Consider the following 19,883-nt stretch of genomic DNA (forward strand, 5'->3'; position numbering starts at 1 on the left):
TCAACCGCCCAATCCAATTTCAAATTTTTCCTTCTCTGCGGTTACCAGATACGTATTTTGATCGATTTTGCGCACCTTGCAATGTTTCAGCTGCCCGATGTTTCGTTCCGTACGCAAAATAAAGTACATATCCTCCCGGAAATTCGCGATCCGCCCGGTCATGCGGTCCGCTTCGGTCGTCCAGGACACCTGGGAAGTGAGCGTGTTCACCAGGCTGTTGGCCCCTTCGGTTGCCGTCATGGGACGCAGCCATGGGTACGTTTTTCCGACCCTCTCCAGCTTGGAGGAAAATTGGTCGTACAGTTTTTCCCACGTCAGCCCTTTTCCCCGTTCGCTGTCGATCACGTCGTCGGGATGGACGAAATGCGAAAATACCCCAAGCGAGGAGACCGTGTTGGCCTCGGCCCAGCGCTCAAACGGCGCTTCCACGTACCCGGAGGTCACCCGCGGCATCTCCACGATGCCGTCCGCAGCAATCTCGTATTCCTGCACGTAGGACAGGTTCTGGGCGTCCTCCTCGTATAACGAAGCGATTGTTGCCAACCCCGGCCAAGCTTCTGGGAGCAATTTGCGGCCTTCCTTGCTCAGGACGTTAGAAGGCGGTACGTAAGTATAGGTTTGGTAAGACGGGAACGCTTCCTGAAGGAACCGGTTCGCTTCCTTTATGGAGGCGGCCATGTCTGCTTCGCTTTTCCACGTCTTGTATTCATAGGCGCCCGCAACGGCAGGATCCATCGTCAGCGCCTGATGATTATAACCATGGATGCCGATTTCGCCGCCGCTCTTGATCACTTCCCTGCCGTACGAGATCAGATTGTAGCGGTCTTCGTCGACCGGATAACGGAACGGAGGTTCGACATGATCCAGATAAGATTGAATCAGGACGGCGGTATATTTGAAATCGGACTTTTTGGCGGCTTTGAGCATGTCCGGCCACCAAACGTCATGGTAAAAACGGGGAATATCCTTTTTGTAAGCATCATAAATCAAAGGCGTCGTCCCGCTGCGGATCGGTGCAGGGAAATCGTCGATGAACAGCTGCTTCGTGTTGAACACCGGGTAAACGAAGTCGGGCTCGAGCATACTGATGCCGCCGGCCAACAGGCCGCGGTTGATTTTTTCCTGCAGGATCGTCCCGTTAAAAAACATGAAGCTGCCTTTGCCATAGTCCCGCTTCCACATCAGCGGCGTTCCCTCGCTGCTGACGGCCAACAGCTCGGCATCCCGGTCAAGCTCCACGCTGCTTGAGGTGTTGTTGATGAAGGGCTCGTTCATTTGCAGCCCGCTTTCCCCGATCAGCACGTTCGACTTGAGTTCGATTCCGTTGCTCTGAAACTGGTTGCCGACCGAAACGATGCCGAATTTCCGGTACAGCCTGTAAAACATGTCGTCCTGCTGCAAAGAGCTGGCGAACATGACATACCCGCCGTTTTGCACATAATCGCTTACTTCGGCGATGTTGCGGATCGGATCCAGTTCCTGATTGGCGAAGACGATCATCCGGCAATTTTGGAAAGGCACGGGGGCTTCCGCCGAATTGACGCTTACCGTATTCTTTTTCATGTACTGCAGCATTTTTACCGCGTTATCTTTAATCTTAACGCCGTATTCATCGTTGCCGTCATAAACGACGCAATATTTCGGCTCGCCGGCATCCGCCGGCAGCTGCTGTTTGGACAAGGCGATCAGGGACTGCCGATCCTTGGCCAGGTCATGGTTCTGGCTGAATTCCATGATGAACTCGGACCGCGACACCTGGACCGCGACCGCCATCAGCACAATGGCGGCGATGATGATATACACGTTACGTTTCAGCTTCACATCTACATTCATGTCATGCTCCTTCCGACCAGAATCGCACCGTGGTCAGCGCTCGATGAGACAGGCGGATAGGAGATTGTTTGAGCAAATCCAGCGTCTCCAGCAGCTTTTTGTGCGACTTCATTTCATAATAAACTTGAATCAATAGCAGGTAGGCTTCCTCCCGGTCCGGGCAGCGCTGCAAATAAGCCGTTGCGGTTTGCTCCGCCTCCGTATACCGTTTCAGCTCAAGTTCCGTTTTCGTTTTCTCTTCGAAGGCAAAATCGGTATCCGGGGCCGCTTCGATCAAATCCTTTAACACCGCAAGATAGGTGAATTTGTATTGCTGCAGCGTCCGCTCATCCAGAAACCCGCTCCGGATGTAGTCGCGGATCACGTTTGCATACGCTCGGAGCAGATCGGGATCCCGCCGGTTCGCTTCATACTGCACCGAGAGCTCCTGCATCGACAAGGTCAGCTTCCGCTTGACTTCCATCACCATGCTGACCGCGTAATGGGAGGTTTCGGTATCTTCGTTGCTGACCGCCTTCTGCAAAACGTCGATGTAAGCCATCGCGTCCTGCTTGAGCACCTCCAGCATCACTTTGCGCCGTTCCGCGTGCTCATTGACGACAAGCGCTTCTTCGATCGCCAGCACGCCCCGATCCCGGTTAGCCTGGGTTTCCGTGTAAATATCCATCAATTCGAACTCGGCCTTGCCTTTCTCGGCAAACAATTCCTCGTTGGTTTTGGAGCCTCTCCGCAGCAAGGAGTCCGGCCAAAACAGCGGAAACAGCCATCCGATGACAGGAAAAGCGCTGACGCAAACCCACCGCAGCAGCCATTCGCGCCGATTTTGGCGGTAAAAAAACCATAACACGACGGCACACAACAGAATATATACCAAAACGACGAGTTCGATCATGACGCCGCTTCCTCTTCGATTAAACGCAGCCGAATTTCATGCTGCTCAAAACGCTTCAACACGTGCGGGGCGTCTTCCTGTCCGGTGTTGGACAGAAGGATGTACAACCGGCCTTCGTCGCCTTCGCCGATATAATCCGTCTCGCGGAGAATGCCGGAGAGCTTGTCCGCATACGCCTTCAGGGACATCCCGCCGCAATCCGTTTCCAGCAGCAGATAAGGCGTATTGTGCTGCTCTTTCGCCTGCCGCTTGCTGTCCAAAATTGCCGCGAACGCTTCGGCGTTAAGCACTGCGGTCCCGTCGACGTAACGGATGCTCCGCATGGCCTCGACATAAGACAATGCCCGGGACAACGAGGATGAAACGAGTTCGACCGTAACCTTAAACAGGTTTTGATAATACAGCGAGAAATTGTCGAATTTCATGCTGCGAATGAAAATGACCGCCACGATCTCGTTTTTGTTCATCACGGGCGCGGCTAGCGCGGGGGCATGATCCAGCAGCTGCTTGTTCACGAAAGGTTTTCCGTTTTCGAACAGGTCCCGGAGGTAATCATGCTCGCTGACTTTCAAAGATTTGGCGCCGTTATCCTCCCCGCCCGATTGCGCGACAAGACGAAGATAGCTGAAGTCCGAATTTACGGCATAAATCGAAACGTCGGACGTTTTCATGATGGATTCGACGACGTTTAACGTGGCGTTAAAAATAAGCTCCGGCTCGAGGCTTTCAAGCTCTTTCGTGATGGAATAAATTTTTCCGAAGCTGTCCTCGCTGCTCAGAATCCGTTCCTGCAATTCGTCCTTGACCGCCCTTACTTCATTGTAAACGCCGGTAAGAAAGGCCTGCTTGTCCTCAAGAAGCACGATTTGCTCCTGCTGCGCCTGCAGCTTGCGGTTTTTCCGATCGATCGCGTAACCTACGACCAGGCCGACGAACAGGTATACGGCCGTTTGAAAGAAAAAGTCCGTATCGTAAAACAAGGAAACGAGTTCGCGTCCGTCCGCGATTTTTTCATAAATGAGAAGCCCGATGGATAACGCGACCGCCACGATCGACTGCCGGCTTCCGTAAATAATGCCGATGACGACGATGTACAACAAACGGATATCGATAAAAGCAACCGTGTCGTTCCAGTCGCTCAGGATGAGCAAAGCGGCTAACGCAAACGCGACCAGATTTTCGACAAGAGGCATCCAAACCCGGATCTTGGCCCGTCCGGACCCCGGCTGCGTTTCCGATGCGGCGGCCATTTCCCGCCCGGCGGCATGTTTGGAGAACCAGGTGTACGTCCGGAAAAGCCCTTCCTTGACGCCGTACATCGGCGTCCAGTCCAAATCGCGTTTCACCGCGGCGTTATCCAGCCTCGAATGGCGGATATCCCCAGGCTGCGGATCCTGATAGACCACTTCCGCGGCGCCATGCAGTTCCTTCAGCTCGCCTGCCAAGTGGTTGACGCTGCATTCCGTATTCGTAGATAGATTATAAACTCCCGTCAGCGACGAGTAGGATGCGCGATAAATCGCATCGGCCACGTCTTCGACGTAAATGAAATCGCGGGTCTGCTCTCCGTCTCCGCGTATGTATAAAGGCTGCCCGGACAACAGCCGCTCCAAGAAGATGGATACGACGCCGCCCTCTCCTTTGCTCCCTTGGCGCGGGCCGTACACGTTGGAAAAACGGAAGCAAAGCGTATCCAGGCCGTATAACTCTTTCCACTTGCTGCAATAAGACTCTCCGACCCATTTGCTGATGCCGTACGGCGAGATCGGGTTGGCCCGCTCCGATTCCGAAATCGGCAAATGCTCGTTGGCTCCGTACACGGCGGCGGAAGAAGCAAAAATGAATTTTTTCGCCCCGTATTTTTGCGATAAACTGAGCATGTTGACGAGTCCAAGCACGTTGGATTCCGAATCATGCCTCGGATCGGCAATCGAAGACACGACGTTGACCTGTGCCGCCAAATGGACGACCGCATCAAACCGGTTGTTCCTGAAAATCTCTTCGCATTTCGTATCTTCTACCGACAGCTCGTACAATTTATGCTTGAAATGCACGTCTTCTTTGGTACCCGTGGACAGGTTATCGATGATATAAACCTCGTAGCCTTCCTTGGAGAAACGCTCCGCCACATGGTAGCCGATAAACCCCAAACCCCCGGTAATTAATACCTTCATGGCCCCACTCCTATCGATCTATTTTAACGACATATAAGCCGATAATGTTTCAAAATCCTTCATATCCTCCGACATTTCGAGGGTAAATCTCATTAAAAAACCCCGGGATAAATGTACTACTTACCGGGATAATAGAGAAAAATAAAATGATAGCAGGACTTATGGCTTACACATCAAATGAAAATATAACCCATTTCTTCAAGTTTTACAATGGGTTCTTATCGAATTTTGGAAATAAAAAAAACCTCCCTCCCATTTCAGTTTTTCTGAGATTGGGAGGGAGGGCAGTTATCCGTTTAGTTCTGCTGCTGCTTGTTGGCCGCAGGTTTCGGGACCGCAATCATTCCGCCGCTGGCGGGAAGCTTGTTTACGGAGGAGTCGTTGAGGACGAATCCGATTTTGATCGTCTGATCGGCCGTTACCCCAAGGTCGGCCAGCGGCACTAACGCTTCGATCGCCGTGTCGGTTGCCGCATAATCGCTTGTTCCTTTGTAGGTCCGGACGAGCTTCCAGGACCAATCCGTTCCGCCGGTTCCCGTATACCGGTACAGCACTCCGTTTTCAAGCAAAAATTCGGCGCCGCTTTGCGTAAACTTGCCGATTTTAAAACCGGTTTTGTCGTTATTGTCCGTATTCAAGAAAAATTGGCTTTTTTTCGTCAGTCCGTTGCCCTGAACGAGGATGCAGAGCCGCTTTTGTTCGATTACCGCTTTAAATAGGGAGGCGTATGCGCCGCCTTTGCTTAAGACCGGAACCTGCTGCCATTCGCCCGGATTTCCGTCGGCCGCATATTTGAATGCGGGCGCCGATACCGGATCCTTTCCGGCAACGTATTCCAGCGCCCCGATGTCCACCGTGCCTTCACGAATGCGAAGCCCGTTTTCATAGTCCGTGTTTTGTCCCGCCGCATACGTGTTGGAGCCTTTGTTGACCGCGGCGGAAGCCGATGTTAGCCGGATATTGCGATTGACGATATCCACGAACATCGGGTTGCCGATCAGCGAATGAATGTCGAAGCCGGTTGCCGTCTGGAAGGCGGGCAAGCTTTTATACGTGACCCCCTGCCATCTCCAAATCGTGCCGCTCCCCCCGCTTGCGTTGTAATGCAGATTATAATCCAGCTTGTTGCCGGAGCCGCTGGCATTGATCTTGTTGACGGACAGCTTCTGCTTGTTGCTGTAAATGATATTGTTGGCGATCAAATTGTCCACCGTATTCCATTGCAGCGTGATTTCGCCGTATCCTTGCATCAATGCGTCGTTTTCCACGAACGTATTATTTACGATCTTGTTGCCGGCCGCGCCGCCGTTGGACGAATCCGCGCCTCCCATGATCACTCCGGCGCCGTAGTTGTCGTGGATGAAGTTGTTTTGCACCGTGATATGGCTCGTCGCTTTTCCTTTTTTCTCGCTGGCAAGCTCGATCCCGAAATCGTTGGAGAACACGTGATTGCGTTCGATGACGATGTTGGCCGCCCCGTCGGCATAGATGCCCCCTGCCGCATGAATGCCCGTCCCGTAGGCCGGATTGCCGGAGGAATCGATGCCGTACACGATATTTCCGGATACGACGCCGTTCCGGGTCTGATCCACGCATCCGCTTGCGCACGCGCCGTAAAATCCGGCAAGTTCGATGCCGATATTGTTATTTTCGAACACTTTATTGTTTGTGATCTCAAAACCGTCGATGTTGCCGCTAAGCGTCAGCGATTCGCTTTTTCCGGTCATTAGGTGATGGACCCGGTTCCCGCTGATCGTCAGGCCGGTTAACGGGACCGAAGTATTGCCCAGCACGTGGATCCCGTGCGCGTTTCCGGACGTGGAGGTGTTTCGGATATCATGGATATCGTTGTTCAAAATCCGGATGCGGCTGCCTCCGTTTTTGATGCGGATCCCCGCCGGATCGTAAGAAGAGCTCGACGTCGCCAAGTTCCGGATTTCGAAACCTTCCCAGGTCAAGTTGCTTACGCCTGCCAAATACACCAGGGCCTGATTGCCGGAAGCCACTTCCAGCCCCGAACCGTCAAGGACGGGGGTTTCGCCGGGGTAATTCCGCACGGCAATGCCGGCCGTTTCCGTCCCCGAGACGTTGACGTTCACGAACTCGGAATAAACGCCGCCCCTGACATACAACGTGTCCCCCGGACCCAGGCTGTTAACCGCCTTTTGCAGCGTTCTCCACGGGGCGTCCGCGCTGCCGGAATTCTGGTCGCTGCCCGTAACGGCCACATAATACTCATTCCCGGAGGCCGCATAGGACGTATCCGCCGCCAGATTCCCCATTCCGAACCAACATGACAGGAACACGCAAAAGCCCAACGCTGTTTTGATCACCTTCTGAACGAACATGTTTGACAGATCTCCTCCCCGTGCATAAAAATCCATATCTGCCGCATTGCTTAAAAATACCATGAAAACGCCCCGAAGGAAAGCAAGCGCGCAAACATCGGAAGACTTGCCAGATTGCCATCGGCGCAGCACTGAGGTATCGTATGCACGGAATCTTTGAAAAGGGACTCTGAATATGCGGATCAACGAGAGAGCGGCCGAAACATCGCATGCCCGCGGTATGCCGGGGGGCCGCTCGTGGACTGCGGTTACTTGCCGACCTGCTTCAAAAAAGGAGTGATTTCCCCGGCATACGTCACATGCAGCCGGTGCATCGCCCTTGTGCAGGCCACATACAGCAGGCTCCGATCCAGCTCTGTGAAGTATGTTTCGCGGTCGGCAAACGGAACGATCACCTGATCGAACTCCAGCCCTTTCGCCATATGGGCAAAGGTGACCGTGATGCCTTCCCGGAAACCGTCGCTGTCGAAATCCAGCAAATGCACGTCCGCGTGCAGATCTCCAATCCCCTGGACGACCCGCTCGGCCTGCGCTTTGGTTTTGCAGACGATGCCGAGGGAATGGAGCTTCCCATTCAAAAACCGGCGGCATAATGCGCGGATTCCGTCCATCTCCTGCTGTATGCAGCCATATCCCGTGACCTGCGGCTCCTCCCCGTGCCGCTCCACCGGAACCAGGTCAGGGTTCGGTTTGATCTGCAGCGCGAAGTTCGTGATTTCGAGCGTGGAACGGTAGCTTTTGAGCAGCTCCACCGTTTCGGCGCGTTGAAACACCTTCTTGATCTCGGCGAGGGTCGTGGAGGAATACGGGTTCACCGATTGGGTCGCATCGCCGAGGATCGTTTTTTTGCACGGAAACCGTTTGGCAAGCACCGCGTATTGTACGGGGGCGTAATCCTGCATCTCGTCCACCAGCAAATGTTTGACGAGCTGCATCGGTTCCGTACCCTCGATGAGCATCTTCAAATATATCAGCGGAAAAACATCCGCAAATTCGATCGTTTTTTTCCCGAGCGGCTTGAACATCTCCGGCCTGCCGATATGATCGTAAAACGCCTTGTACAGCGCAAGCATGTTTTGCGCGCCGAACATTTTTTTCACGGCTGTTTTTATTTTTTTGACGGCAGCGGGCGTCAATCTCTCCCCGTCTTCGGTTCGGGTTTGCCCGCCGATGACCGCCGCCGTTTTGGCCAGCCGCTGCTGCAGGGGCAGCCCCGCCGCCGCTAGATAGCTGTTCATAACAACCTCTTTGGCGATCGTAACGCGATCCAGCACGATATCCTCGGCTTCAAAGAAAAACGACTCCGCATGTTTCGCGAATTCCTCCAACTCCCGGATCAGCTCCAGCCGGGCCTTGAACCGGATCCGCTCGGCAAATGCCCCGTCCCGCTCCTCCAGCAAGACGGCCGCCTGTTCGTAAAACGTCTGGAATCGGCAGAGGCTCCCGAGCTCCTGCGCAGCCAGTTCTTCCATGCTCGTCTCCATGATCATTTCTTCGCCGAGCTCGGGCAGCACGTTCGAAATAAAATCGGAAAACGCCTTATTCGGCGAAATGATGAGCACGTTGCTCGAGGTCAGCGTTTCTTTGAACCGGTACAGCAGATAAGCGACCCGGTGCAGGGCAACCGACGTTTTGCCGGAGCCCGCCACCCCCTGGATGATCAGTTCGCCCGCCGTTTCGTTCCGGATGATCCGGTTCTGCTCCTGCTGGATCGTCGCCACGATGTTTTTCATTTTTTCGTCCGAGCTGCTGCTGAGCTCTTTTTGCAGCACGTCGTCGTTAATGTTCATCGAACTTTCGATCATGTAATCCATCACGCCGTCCTTGATTTTGTACTGCCTTTTCGCTGTCATTTCGCCTTCCACTCTTCCCATAGGCGCTTCGTAATGGGCTTTCCCGACATGAAAATCGTAAAACAGGCTCGCAATGGGCGAACGCCAATCATAAATCAGGTTGCGCTGGCCGTCCTCTTCGCTGAACGCATGCACGCCGATGTAACAGGCATCCGCCTCGGGTCGGTCCTCTGCCTTAAAATCCACCCTTCCAAAATAAGGCGAGCCGACCAGCTTGCCGATCCGCTGCCGCTTGGCCACGGCTTTTTCTCCCGCATCGATCGACAACGAGATGTCCACCCGGTTTGCCGCGCGTTCCGCCGGGTCCAGCTGGGCCATGTTGATCCACAGATATTTTTTGGCTTCAATAATGTCCTGATAAGCATCCGATACTTTATCCTCCATCGCGGCCAGCGCCGCCCGAAGCTTATTTATGATGTCCCGCAAATGCTGGCGTTCGGCCGCTTCGCTTTCGTATAACATTGCGTCTTCGCCTCTCTTCCCCTTAAGAATGAACTTAAGTATAGAGAAAAACGAAAAAAAATATAGACTTATTCTTTCGGCTGTAGTATTATATTTTTATCGTGGGTCCAAAAATAGGTATACACTTTATGTCTAATATTACATATTAAAAACCAGATTGCCTTCCCGGCAGATCTGGTTTTTTTGCTTTTTCGTCATCGCTGCTCCCTTGCATAAAACCAAACCAAAACCCCCGGCGGCAACGAAATCGCTACTTACGGGGGTTGGACGGAATTAGCTCTGGATGAACTGCGCCGATTTTTTAATACTCCTTAAAACACGAGGCCGATGATCGTCGCCGACAAAAAGCTCACCAACGCAGCTCCGTACAACAGCTTCAGCCCGAAGCCGGCCACCACGTTGCCCTGTTTTTCGTTCAAGCCCTTCACCGCGCCGACGATCGTGCCGATCGAGCCGAAGTTGGCGAAGGAGATCAGGAACACCGATACGATCGCTTTGGCGCGTTCGCTGAATTCCCCTTGGACCTTCACGAAGTCGAGCATCGCCACAAACTCGTTGGCCACGATTTTCGTCGCCATAATGCTTCCCGCCTTGATGGCTTCATGCCACGGCACGCCCATAAGAAACGCAAACGGAGCAAGCACGTAGCCGAGAATGTTTTGGAACGAAATGCCGAACACGCCGCTGAAAATCCCGTTTACCATGGAGATCAGGGCGACGAATCCGACCAGCATCACGCCGACGATGACGACCACCTTAAAGCCGTCCATGATATATTCGCCGAGCATTTCGAAAAAGGTCTGCTTCGTCTCTTCCTGCACTTCGAGAATATCGTCTTCCGGCTGCACCTTGTAAGGGTTTACAATCGAGGAGATAATGAATCCGCCGAACAGGTTCAAGACGAGCGCGGCCACGACGTATTCCGGCTTGAGCATCGTCATGTACGAACCGACGATCGACATGGACACGGTCGACATCGCGGATGCGCACAGCGTGTACAGCCGCTGCCGCGGCAGCAGGCCGATCTGCTTTTTGAAGGAAATAAACACTTCGTTTTGGCCGAGGATGGCGGAAGCGACCGCGTTGTACGACTCCAGCTTGCCCATCCCGTTCACCTTGCTGAGCGCAAGGCCGATGTATTTAATGATAAACGGCAGGATTTTATAATGCTGCAAAATGCCGATGAGCACCGACATGAACACGATCGGCATCAGGACGTGGAAAAAAAACGAATGGATGCCTTCGTTGACGATGCCGCCAAACACGAAATCCGTGCCTTCGTTCGCAAAATTCAAAATTTTCGCGAAGCCGTCGGCAAAACCTCTGACCAAAAATTCCCCGATGCTTGTCTTCAGCAAAATCAGTCCGAGCACGATCTGCAGCGCAATCATGACGAGAATCGGACGGAATTTGATGTTCTTCTTATCCGAGCTGACGAGCCAGGCAAGCGCGAGCACGACGACAAGTCCAATCAGAGCGATCACATATTTCATGATGTCTCCCCCATTTTTTGTGAATTAAATCACAATATTTTCCGGATCTACAGCGTTACGCGTCCGCTATAATGGTCTCCAGCGCAATTTCCGCCATGAGATTAAAGGACTGCTCGCTGTCTTTATGCGCGGAGCGTTCGCCCGTCAGCAGCTGGCTTCCCACCGTCAGGATCGTCAATGCCCGAACCCCGTATTTGGCGGCCAGCGTATACAGCGCCGTGCTCTCCATCTCGACGGCCAACACCCCGAACTCCATGAATTTATGAAGCCTTGCCATCGTCTCCCTGTAAAACTCGTCGGAATTGTACACATTGCCCACGGACACGTTAGCGCTGCGGCGAACGGCCTCCTGGTACGCTTTCATCAGCAGGCCGAAATCCGCCGACGGCGCATAGTTGCAGCCGAGGAAAATTTTCTCCGTCATGTTGCTGTCCGAAGAAACCGCCTGCGCGAGCACGAGATCGCGGATTTGCAGCTCCTTCTGCATCGCGCCGCAGGTGCCGATCCGGATGAGCTTTTTCGCCCCGTAATCCTGGATCAGCTCGGTAGCATAAATGCTCATCGACGGATTTCCCATGCCCGTCCCCTGCACCGAAACCGGAACCCCTTTATACAACCCGGTAAAGCCGTACATCCCCCTGACCTCGTTGTAGCACCGAACGTTCTCCAGAAAATGTTCGGCCACGAATTTGGCGCGCAGCGGATCGCCGGGCAGCAGCACCCGTTCCGCGACGTCTCCGGCATTGGCTCCCAGATGAATACTCATGTTGCATTTCCCCTTTGGATTAAACTCGCGAGCGATGTTTCTGTGATCGCTTACAGTAGTCATCTTAAAGGGAATCCGCGGCCGAAACTAGCCCAAATGCTGCCGTTGGAAACGGAAGAAAAAGGACCATGCTATTTACGACATCAGCTCCTGGCGGATGTTCTCCAGGTCCCTTTTCGTCGGAATGGTCGAAATCAGAACGGTCGGCACGCTCGTCAAGGAGACAGGCATCGTGCTGATCACGAAATCGATCTGCTGCTCCCGGATGATGTCATCGGTCAGCCCGTGCAAAATCGAGGTTTCGATCGTCAGGTCGTCCCCGATTTCCCGTTTGATCAGGTTCGCGACGTAATGGCGCACCGAAAACTCCTCGCCGATGATCAAAAACGCCTTTTTGCTTTTATAACGGAGGCTTGCGCTAACCATAAACGTCAGTTTGGTCAAATGATAGTCGTTGTACATGAGCTCGGGAAAACTCCGCTGCCATTGCCGCATGCATTCCGATACCGCCGCATAGATCGGCTGCTCTTTGTCGCGGATATACCTGGTCAGGTGGCTGTGCGAGACGGCCATCAGCTCGGGAATGGCGTTATCGATGCGCAGCTTGTCCATGAATTCCCGGATTTCGGCCAGAAAACGGGAGCTGGCGTTCAGCGCCGGAAATGCGTTTTCCAGAATCGAAATGAGCAGGCCGGACATCCGGCTTTCTGCATCGTCTTCCTGCTCTGAAGCAAGGGCCCTTCCCCCGAATACAGGGAACCCGTCCTTGCCGTGATACTGGCTCAAGCTGAACATCGACTGCAAAAAATAAACCTCTTCGCGGGGCAACACGATGCCGTACGCCGCAGCCAGCTTTTCCGACATCTTCAGGACCGGCCCGAAAAACGGATGGCGTTCCCATGCGTAGCTTCCGCTTTTGAGCGCAACCCGGTGCCCCTGCTTGACCCTTTCGAGCACGATCGCGATCAGGAACGACAAACTCCGTTTTGCGTTCAAAAAATAAATCATTCCGTTTTCCCGCTCGATCTCGGCCACCCAGCCGTCCAGACGCGCGTAATCGGCATTCGAAAAAGGCCATCCGGTGTAAGGATAAGCCTCGGTAAACAGTTTCCATAAAAAATAGCGCACGTGGATTTCGTTTCCTTTCAGCGCCGGCGCCGAATACGTGATCCGCAGCTGAAACGGGCGCAGTTCGTCCCGGTTTAGCTGGATGATCCATTTTTTGAACGAAGAAAAGCTCATATACAGCTCTTCCGCTACCTCCTCGGCGGAGGTGTTGCCGTCATGCATGAACAAACGCTGCATCAGGCGGAAATACGGCGTTTCCCGAAGCAGCGGTTCCAAAACTTCCTGAATGCTTGTCCCATGCCGGTCCCGGCGGAACATGATGCCCTTCCCCCTGGATACCTCGATCTGCATGGACGGGGGCAGCAGGGGGACGGCGGACTCGACGATCTTACGGACGGATTTGTCCGATACGCCCAGCTCGCTTTCCACCTCTGCGAACGTAAACCACCGTTCTTCCCGGTCCAGCAGCTTCAGCAGCGATTTCAGCTGTCTGTATTCCTTATTCATGTCATCACCTTTGCCGGATGCTTTCCGCCGACCCTAGCGGCACATCCCTCATTGTTGCCGGCGGAAGCCGTTTTCAGCCCGAATGCTGCTGCTCCATCCGGAAAAGCTTTTGGTCGATCAAAAAATTGAGCAAAATGCGGTTAAATTCCCGCGGCTGGCACAAATGGCTCGGATAAATCGCGTCCTCGATCACCGCTTTCTGGGCGCAGGCGAACCGCTCCACGGCCTTGTTCATCTGGTTGACGAACCATTCGCTCTGCCTGCCGGCCACGCATAACACCGGCATCCGCAGCCGGGACAACACCGGATCGATATCCGCCTTAAGCAGCGCCATCCGTTGTTTGATCGACTCGGTCGGCCGTTTATGAAACAGCTCGTTCCTTAAAATGCTGTAGGCCGGAATCCACCTGTGATACGTTACGCGCAGCGACCGGAGAAAAAACTCGGCAGGAAGATAATAGGAAATCCAGCTGCACGCCTCCAGCAGCTTCCAGATGCCGTTTTTCGTGCCGAAAGGGCCGCACGGCCCGTAAAAATAACTGTCCACCAGCACAAGCGCGTTGACGCGGTCCGAATAGGTTTCCGCGAATTTTTGCACCAGCAGGCTGCCGCTCGAGCAGCCGACCAGCGTTACCTTCGGCAAGCCGAGCTTATCCAGCAGCTCTTTCAGGTCCCTGCACTGGGTGTCGACGATTTCCTCGACTTCCACATTCAATTTACCCGAATTGCCGTAACCTCTCAAATCGAGGACGATGACCTTCGCCCTTTTGCTGAAATATTCCACTTGAGGCTCAAAACTATGATGAGATGAAAGATGTCCGTGAATAAAGACGATCGGCACCCCGCTGCCATGCGTCTCGTAATATAGCGACGTTCCATTCACTTGTATGTTAGGCAACTTCCTTCTCCTCCCGCTATGCATGGTCTGTCGATGTGTTTTTTATATGTGGGTCGAACATTCGTTAACGTCGGCAAAATGCTCATGTCAAAAAAAGAAGCACGGAAAGAGGAACCCTCTTTCCATGCTTCTTCAGGCAAGGCAAAATAAACCTTGCTTGGCATGTATAAAAGCAGCCTCTCTTCTCACGCTTACGAGGTTAGCTGTCGGATTCGGACCAAGAGTAGCCCTACTCGAATGCGATTTCAAGATTCACCCCATGTGACGAACGGTTGGTTGTCACGGCCGGTTCCCCCGTTTTCCGCCGGAACGGAAATTCAGCGATCATAGACATTCATGTTATTTTTTCGCACAGAAAAACACAGAGCGGATACCCTGTGCTCGTTGACAACTCACAGTTTCACTCCTCTCTCCTAGCGACGCTTACGAGGTTAGCTGTCGGATTCGGGCCGTGAGAGCTGCCCTACGGACGGAAAGCTGATCCAAGGCAGCCTCTTCATCCGATTCACCCCAAGCAGCCGGCTATATCCATGAAGACTCGGAATGCATGCCGGTGCCGATGTGGTTCCCCCGCTTTTCGCGATTGAAAATTCAGCGTAATCCATTCATGAACCAAAGATTTTTCATAATGAGTTGAATATACGCCTGAGCCGACGAACTGTAAAGGTTGGTTACAATAGAATTCATGGCCTTTTTTATAGCTTTTGCCGGTTTCCGGCCCCTGATCCTGCCCAATCATTCATTTACAACCGATAGCTTCCGTTTCCTTGATTTATACAACGTTCATCTTGTTATAACCAGGCGCTCTTCCGAGATCGATACAGAACTTGGCGGGAAAAATGAATACCTCCCCATCAGCCATATAAGAACTCCTTCGTACCAATCAGAACTATTCAAAGCCTTTGAACCGCTGCTACGATAATGGTGTCATAAGGCATCTTCATTCCATGGATCGCAGGGAGGTGAATGATTGAACAACAATAAAAGAGGACATCACGGATTTATCCATGAGGTCGCAAAGAACCGTTATCTGTATCTGCTTGCGCTTCCCGGCATGCTGTTCCTGCTTGTCTTTGCGTATACGCCGATGCTGGGACATTTGCTTGCCTTTCAGAATTACCGGCTTTCAGACGGTCTATTGGGAAGTCAATGGGTAGGATGGAGAAACTTCGAGTTTTTCTTTTCAACCAATGACTGGCTGCGCGTCACATGGAACACCGTATTTTTGAACGGGCTGTTTCTGGTGTTCGGTCGATACCACATTCACGATCCAAGACTATCCGTCGAAGCATCGCCGACCACATCGAGTTGTCCGCCAAATATTCCCGTCAATTGTTTCTCGACCATTACGGAATGTCGCTGTCCAATTATATTTTGAATATGCGGATCGAAAAGGTAAAGGAATTGCTCACGGAGACCGACATGAGCGTTGCCGAAATCGCGCAGCAAGCCGGGTTTCAGACGAAAAGCCATTTTTTTACCGCCTTCAAAAAAGCGACCGGCATGACGCCGGCCCAATATCGTTGCCGGCAGATGGACGAGGCGAGCGGTTGATTCACATCGCCGATTCCACGTATTCATCCGGCTTGATGCCTTCGTACCGCACGAAAGCACGTTTGAAGGAATAGACGTTTTCGTACCCTACCCGGCGGGCGATATCGTCCATCCCGAATGTTTTCTCCCGCAGCAGCTCCTTGGCCGTTTCCATCCGGAGCCGGCATAAATAGTCGTAGAAGTTGATGCCGGACACTTCCTTGAAGATTTTGGAGACATGGGATACCGACATGCCGCATCTTTCCGCCAGCTGCTTCAGCGAAATGTCGGCGCTGGTATAGTTCTGGTTCACGAATTGAAGCAGCTCGCTGCCGACGGCAAGCGAAGGCGAAGTATTGGCATAGCGTTTCCGTTCGCAAATTAACGTGCCGACCTCAAAAACGTAGCTCCACATCCCGCCGATGTCCCCCGCTCCCGCCCGGCTCGCGAATTGCTTGGCGTATAGGCATGTGTCCAGGTTCAGCTCATGCAGCACCCTCAGCATCGTTTCCATCAACAAGGATACCAGCTTGGTTTCGCTCGGTTCGGGCAGCCGCCGCTTTTTGTTTTCCTCGCTGATTTCGTGCAAGATTTGCATCGTCGTATCCAGGTTGCCGATTTTCAGGTTATTGATCAGCTGAACCTCCCAATCGGTCGGATAATAATAATCGACGCCGGGCTGAATCTCCTCCTTCTGCACCGGGAGATGCTCCCGCGCGAAGAGGGTATACTGCAGGCTTTCGTTGGCCGCATAATACGATTTGCTGATGCCGACCAGCCCTTTTTCCGCCGTGCCGCATAAAACGTCTGGCTGAAAGCCGCAGGCCAGCCCGATCTCGCCCGCGATTTCGGCCGCGATGCTCTCCAGCTCCCCTTCGCTGCCAAGCGGCTCGACGGAAGAAAGAATGAGCGCTTTGTCCGCATTGGTCACCTCAAACAGCTCGTACGCGAGCCGGTGACGGCTCATCGCCTGTTCCACGATCACGATCGTCATCATTTCGATTTTCCGGATCCGTTCCATGTCGGACAAATCGCGGAGTGCATGGAAACTGATCAGCAGCGTGCAATAAAACATGTCGTCGGTATAAGCGATGCCGAATTTTTTCAGCCCGTTCACCTGCTGATCATCCGTAAAATACCCTTTCAGCAGGCGCAGAAACAGGTTCGATCTCGCGGCGCTTTCGTAATCCTGCATCGATTGCTGGAGGTTTTTGTTTTCGAGCAGCAGCCGGTCAAACGATTTTTCGATATAGCTGTATTCCGAGCCGGAAATTGGGGCGCCGCCCTTCCCGTCTTCCATCCGGACCACCGCAGACAACTTGTTCAGCAGGGCGCCGAGCGGGCGGTAGCTGACCTTGGCCAGCAAAAAGGCCATGCAGGCGCCGAGGACGACGGAAATCGCAATCGCAAGCAGCGAGCCGACAAGATTGTTGATGCCGATCACGCTGCTGTCGGTATAGGTAATCGTGTACCGCAAATCGCCGGCCTTGGACGGCAGCTCAAACGCATAACGGCCCGAATCGGCCTGAAGGTCTCCAGGCGCGCTGCGCGTTTGGCGGTAAATCAAGGCGCCATGCGACGACATGACGATCTCCTTGGATTCGATCCCGGCAAAACGATGCATATAACCGGAAAAGTAAGCGCTGTCAATAAAAAGGACCAAAACCGCGCGCGGATGGTTGACGACCTCCAGGCTTTGCAGCACCGGAATGACCCGCTTGCCGCTGCCCCATAATTTCATGTCCACAGGCGGCATGATCTTGAAATACTGCTGCTCGGCCAACGCGGCCTGAAGCTTCCGCTCCGTTTGCCCGTCGAATGCGGCGACCCCCTGAAAAAAGCGGTCTTCCGGATAAATGCCCCATGGCGTCAAAACCTGGCCTTTTTCGGGGAACACGACCATGCCGAAGGAGAGGATGCCAAGCGAATTGATATCGTTATCGAGACTTTTGCGGATCTCCAGCATCTTGAACAAGTCGAATTCCTGATCGTATACGTTCGTATTTTGCATCAGCTTTTTGACCCAGGCTTCGTTGCCCAGCATTTTGCCCATGTTTTTCAGCTCGTTCAGCTTATTGTCGACGAGATCCGCGATCCGGCTGGCATCGGCCGCCTGTTTTTGGCGCTGCTGTTGTTTTTCCTCCATCATGTTCCGCTGCACGTTAAGCGAGCTGAATACGATGATGGGAATGATCAGGATCGCGGTATACGACAAAAAGATGTTGCGGAACGTTCCGCTTCCGAAACCTTTATAGCGCAAAACAACCCCTCCTCCGGTTGGTATGACGCAAACGATAAAAAGCAAAAGCAGGAAAACGGCGATCTTTTCGCGCGTTTTGCGAATAACCGCCATTTTCCCTGTTGGATGTTCGACGTTGCCGTTAACGTTATTGGATGCTGTTGTACCGGTCAAGCAGCTGCTGGTTGATTTCGATCAAATCGTCCAGCCCGAGCTTCTTCAGCTCGGAGATATATTGATCCCAATTGTCGAGCGATTTCTGACCGAGAGCCAGCTTGGTCGCAAGCTCCTGCGAGTACGTCGTCAAGTTGGTCAAAATTTTCGTCTTCTTTTCGAGCTGCTGATCGTCCGGGATGGCCAAATACATGTCGTTCATGTTGACGAAATACGGCTTGTAGTTCAGGATGTTTAACTCGTTATCGATTTTGTGCTGAGGTTTGTCGATCAGCTCAAACTCGAGGTTGGCGAATTGGACGCGAGGGAAGACGGTATCCCCGAACAGCTGACGGCCCGTGGCCTGACCCATTTTGGCCAGCTCTTCTTCCGATACATTGTTGATATATACTTTTGCCCCGTTGGCGTCCTTTTTGTACGTTTGACCTTCAATTCCCCAGTACAGAAGATCTGCGTATTTCTCCGAATAGATCGTATCGAAAAACTTGATCGCGGCTTCCACATCCTTGCAGTCTTTCGTAATCGCATATTTCTGCCATACGAGGAACGGCGGTTCCAATTGGGCTGCCGGAGTGATGTTGTCAACCGCTTGGAGCGGCATGAGCGGCAGGAATTCGCCGCCGCCATTGATCGTCGGCTCCTGGTACGTTTCCAGGTTGTAGTCGGTTAAGGAAGCGACCTGGTTTTCCGTCATTTTTTGCTGCTTTTGCTCCCCTGTCGCCCCGATCAGGCTCGTATCGAGAACGCCTTCTTTTACTAACTGCTGCAGGTAGCGGAAGTAATCTTTGATGCCGTCTTGATACCATGGCGATACCACTTTTTTGTTTTCGACATCCACCGCCGTGATATCCGTGCCCAGCCCGAACCATTGAGCGATGGCGCCGTTAAACGCGCTTGGATCGTAAACCAGAACCTCGTCCTGCTTGCCGTTTCCGTTGGCATCCTTTTCCCGGAATGCTTTTAAGGTTTGCGAATATTCCTCGGCTGTTTTTGGAACCGGAAGATTCAGCTTATCCAGCCAATCTTTGCGGAGCAGCATGGTCAAGGATACCGGGGCCGGTATATTTCCTTGGTATGTTTTTTTGTGCAGATTGCTAAACCAGTACATGCTGCCGTCAGGCGATGTCGTCGATTTTTTGGCGAAAGTCATTTCCTCGTTGTACATTTTTTTGATGTTGCCGTTGCTGTACTTCTCGATCAGCGGATTCAGATCAAGCAGCACGCCCTGCTTTGCCAAATTCAGTACCGTCGTGTTGTCCAGAGCCGAGATATTCACGATGTCGGGAAGAGAAGAACCGGAAGCCATCCGGGTTTGAATGGTCACTTTGTATTGCTCCGCCGGAACCAGCTCGTAATCCAATTGCAAGCCGGCATCGGTGAGCATCTTGTCGACTTCTTTCCATACAGGATACTTCTCCCTGTCCTCGAATTTAATATATTTGTTCGAGCCGGCCGGCCCGAGCAGCCGGAGCTTGCCGGTTTTCTGCCCGGTTTCGGGATTGCCTCCGGCTTCCTCTTTTTTGCTGTCGGCCCCGCCGCCGTTGCTGCCGCCGCTGTTGCAAGCGGTTACGGATATGATTAAAACAACCGCCATCATAGCGGATACGAACGGTTTTTTCCACTTTTTCATTGCGTTTTCCCCC

At 53.0% G+C, this 19,883-nt stretch carries 13 protein-coding genes and 2 riboswitches; of the genes, 2 read left to right on the plus strand and 11 right to left on the minus strand.

Annotated features, from left to right (window positions below; all coding sequences use genetic code 11):
* The 9 genes from MKY58_RS19315 to MKY58_RS19355 form a co-directional block, all read right to left on the minus strand.
* Window positions 1-1,833: a DUF2194 domain-containing protein gene (locus tag MKY58_RS19315; RefSeq protein WP_339321668.1), complete on the minus strand. Its 1,833-nt coding sequence runs from the start codon at window positions 1,831-1,833 to the stop codon at window positions 1-3.
* Window position 1,834: 1 nt separating this feature from the next.
* On the minus strand, window positions 1,835-2,725 hold the full coding sequence (locus tag MKY58_RS19320) for a hypothetical protein (protein WP_339321669.1): 891 nt from the start codon (window positions 2,723-2,725) through the stop codon (window positions 1,835-1,837).
* The gene (locus tag MKY58_RS19325; RefSeq protein ID WP_339321670.1) at window positions 2,722-4,899 is read right to left on the minus strand and encodes an NAD-dependent epimerase/dehydratase family protein; all 2,178 of its coding nucleotides are present in this window, start codon (window positions 4,897-4,899) and stop codon (window positions 2,722-2,724) included. The genes MKY58_RS19320 and MKY58_RS19325 overlap by 4 nt, the downstream gene beginning before the upstream one ends.
* Before the next feature lie 296 nt (window positions 4,900-5,195).
* Window positions 5,196-7,247, minus strand: coding sequence for a right-handed parallel beta-helix repeat-containing protein (locus tag MKY58_RS19330; protein WP_339321671.1), 2,052 nt, complete (start codon window positions 7,245-7,247; stop codon window positions 5,196-5,198).
* Between the two features lie 248 nt (window positions 7,248-7,495).
* Window positions 7,496-9,562, minus strand: coding sequence for a UvrD-helicase domain-containing protein (locus MKY58_RS19335; RefSeq protein WP_339321672.1), 2,067 nt, complete (start codon window positions 9,560-9,562; stop codon window positions 7,496-7,498).
* A 311-nt stretch (window positions 9,563-9,873) separates the two neighbouring features.
* The gene (locus MKY58_RS19340; protein WP_339321673.1) at window positions 9,874-11,055 is read right to left on the minus strand and encodes a NupC/NupG family nucleoside CNT transporter; all 1,182 of its coding nucleotides are present in this window, start codon (window positions 11,053-11,055) and stop codon (window positions 9,874-9,876) included.
* Between the two features lie 55 nt (window positions 11,056-11,110).
* Window positions 11,111-11,821 carry a purine-nucleoside phosphorylase gene (gene deoD / locus MKY58_RS19345; RefSeq protein ID WP_339321674.1) on the minus strand — a complete coding sequence of 237 codons (711 nt, stop codon included), beginning with the start codon at window positions 11,819-11,821 and terminating at the stop codon, window positions 11,111-11,113.
* A 135-nt stretch (window positions 11,822-11,956) separates the two neighbouring features.
* Window positions 11,957-13,396, minus strand: a complete 1,440-nt coding sequence (locus MKY58_RS19350; protein ID WP_339321675.1) for a helix-turn-helix domain-containing protein — start codon at window positions 13,394-13,396, stop codon at window positions 11,957-11,959.
* A 73-nt stretch (window positions 13,397-13,469) separates the two neighbouring features.
* Window positions 13,470-14,294 carry an alpha/beta hydrolase gene (locus tag MKY58_RS19355; protein ID WP_339321676.1) on the minus strand — a complete coding sequence of 275 codons (825 nt, stop codon included), beginning with the start codon at window positions 14,292-14,294 and terminating at the stop codon, window positions 13,470-13,472.
* Window positions 14,295-14,466: 172 nt separating this feature from the next.
* Window positions 14,467-14,627: riboswitch (cyclic di-AMP (ydaO/yuaA leader) on the minus strand.
* A gap of 72 nt (window positions 14,628-14,699) precedes the next feature.
* Window positions 14,700-14,901, minus strand: a riboswitch (cyclic di-AMP (ydaO/yuaA leader).
* 363 nt (window positions 14,902-15,264) lie between these two features.
* Here MKY58_RS19355 and MKY58_RS19360 point away from each other — a divergent pair.
* Window positions 15,265-15,672: a hypothetical protein gene (locus MKY58_RS19360; protein WP_339325265.1), complete on the plus strand. Its 408-nt coding sequence runs from the start codon at window positions 15,265-15,267 to the stop codon at window positions 15,670-15,672.
* Window positions 15,627-15,848 carry a helix-turn-helix transcriptional regulator gene (locus MKY58_RS19365; protein ID WP_339325206.1) on the plus strand — a complete coding sequence of 74 codons (222 nt, stop codon included), beginning with the start codon at window positions 15,627-15,629 and terminating at the stop codon, window positions 15,846-15,848. The genes MKY58_RS19360 and MKY58_RS19365 overlap by 46 nt, the downstream gene beginning before the upstream one ends.
* 1 nt (window position 15,849) lies before the next feature.
* Here the strand turns inward: MKY58_RS19365 and MKY58_RS19370 are convergent, their stop codons facing one another.
* Window positions 15,850-18,087 (minus strand): helix-turn-helix transcriptional regulator, encoded by a 2,238-nt coding sequence (locus MKY58_RS19370; RefSeq protein WP_339321677.1) that lies wholly within the window; start codon window positions 18,085-18,087, stop codon window positions 15,850-15,852.
* 127 nt (window positions 18,088-18,214) lie between these two features.
* Complete coding sequence (locus tag MKY58_RS19375; RefSeq protein ID WP_339321678.1) at window positions 18,215-19,870, minus strand: extracellular solute-binding protein; 1,656 nt, start codon at window positions 19,868-19,870, stop codon at window positions 18,215-18,217.
* Window positions 19,871-19,883 lie beyond the last annotated feature (13 nt).

Source organism: Paenibacillus sp. FSL W8-0194 (genome assembly GCF_037969745.1).
GTDB classification, from domain to species: Bacteria; Bacillota; Bacilli; order Paenibacillales; family Paenibacillaceae; genus Paenibacillus_AQ; species Paenibacillus_AQ cookii.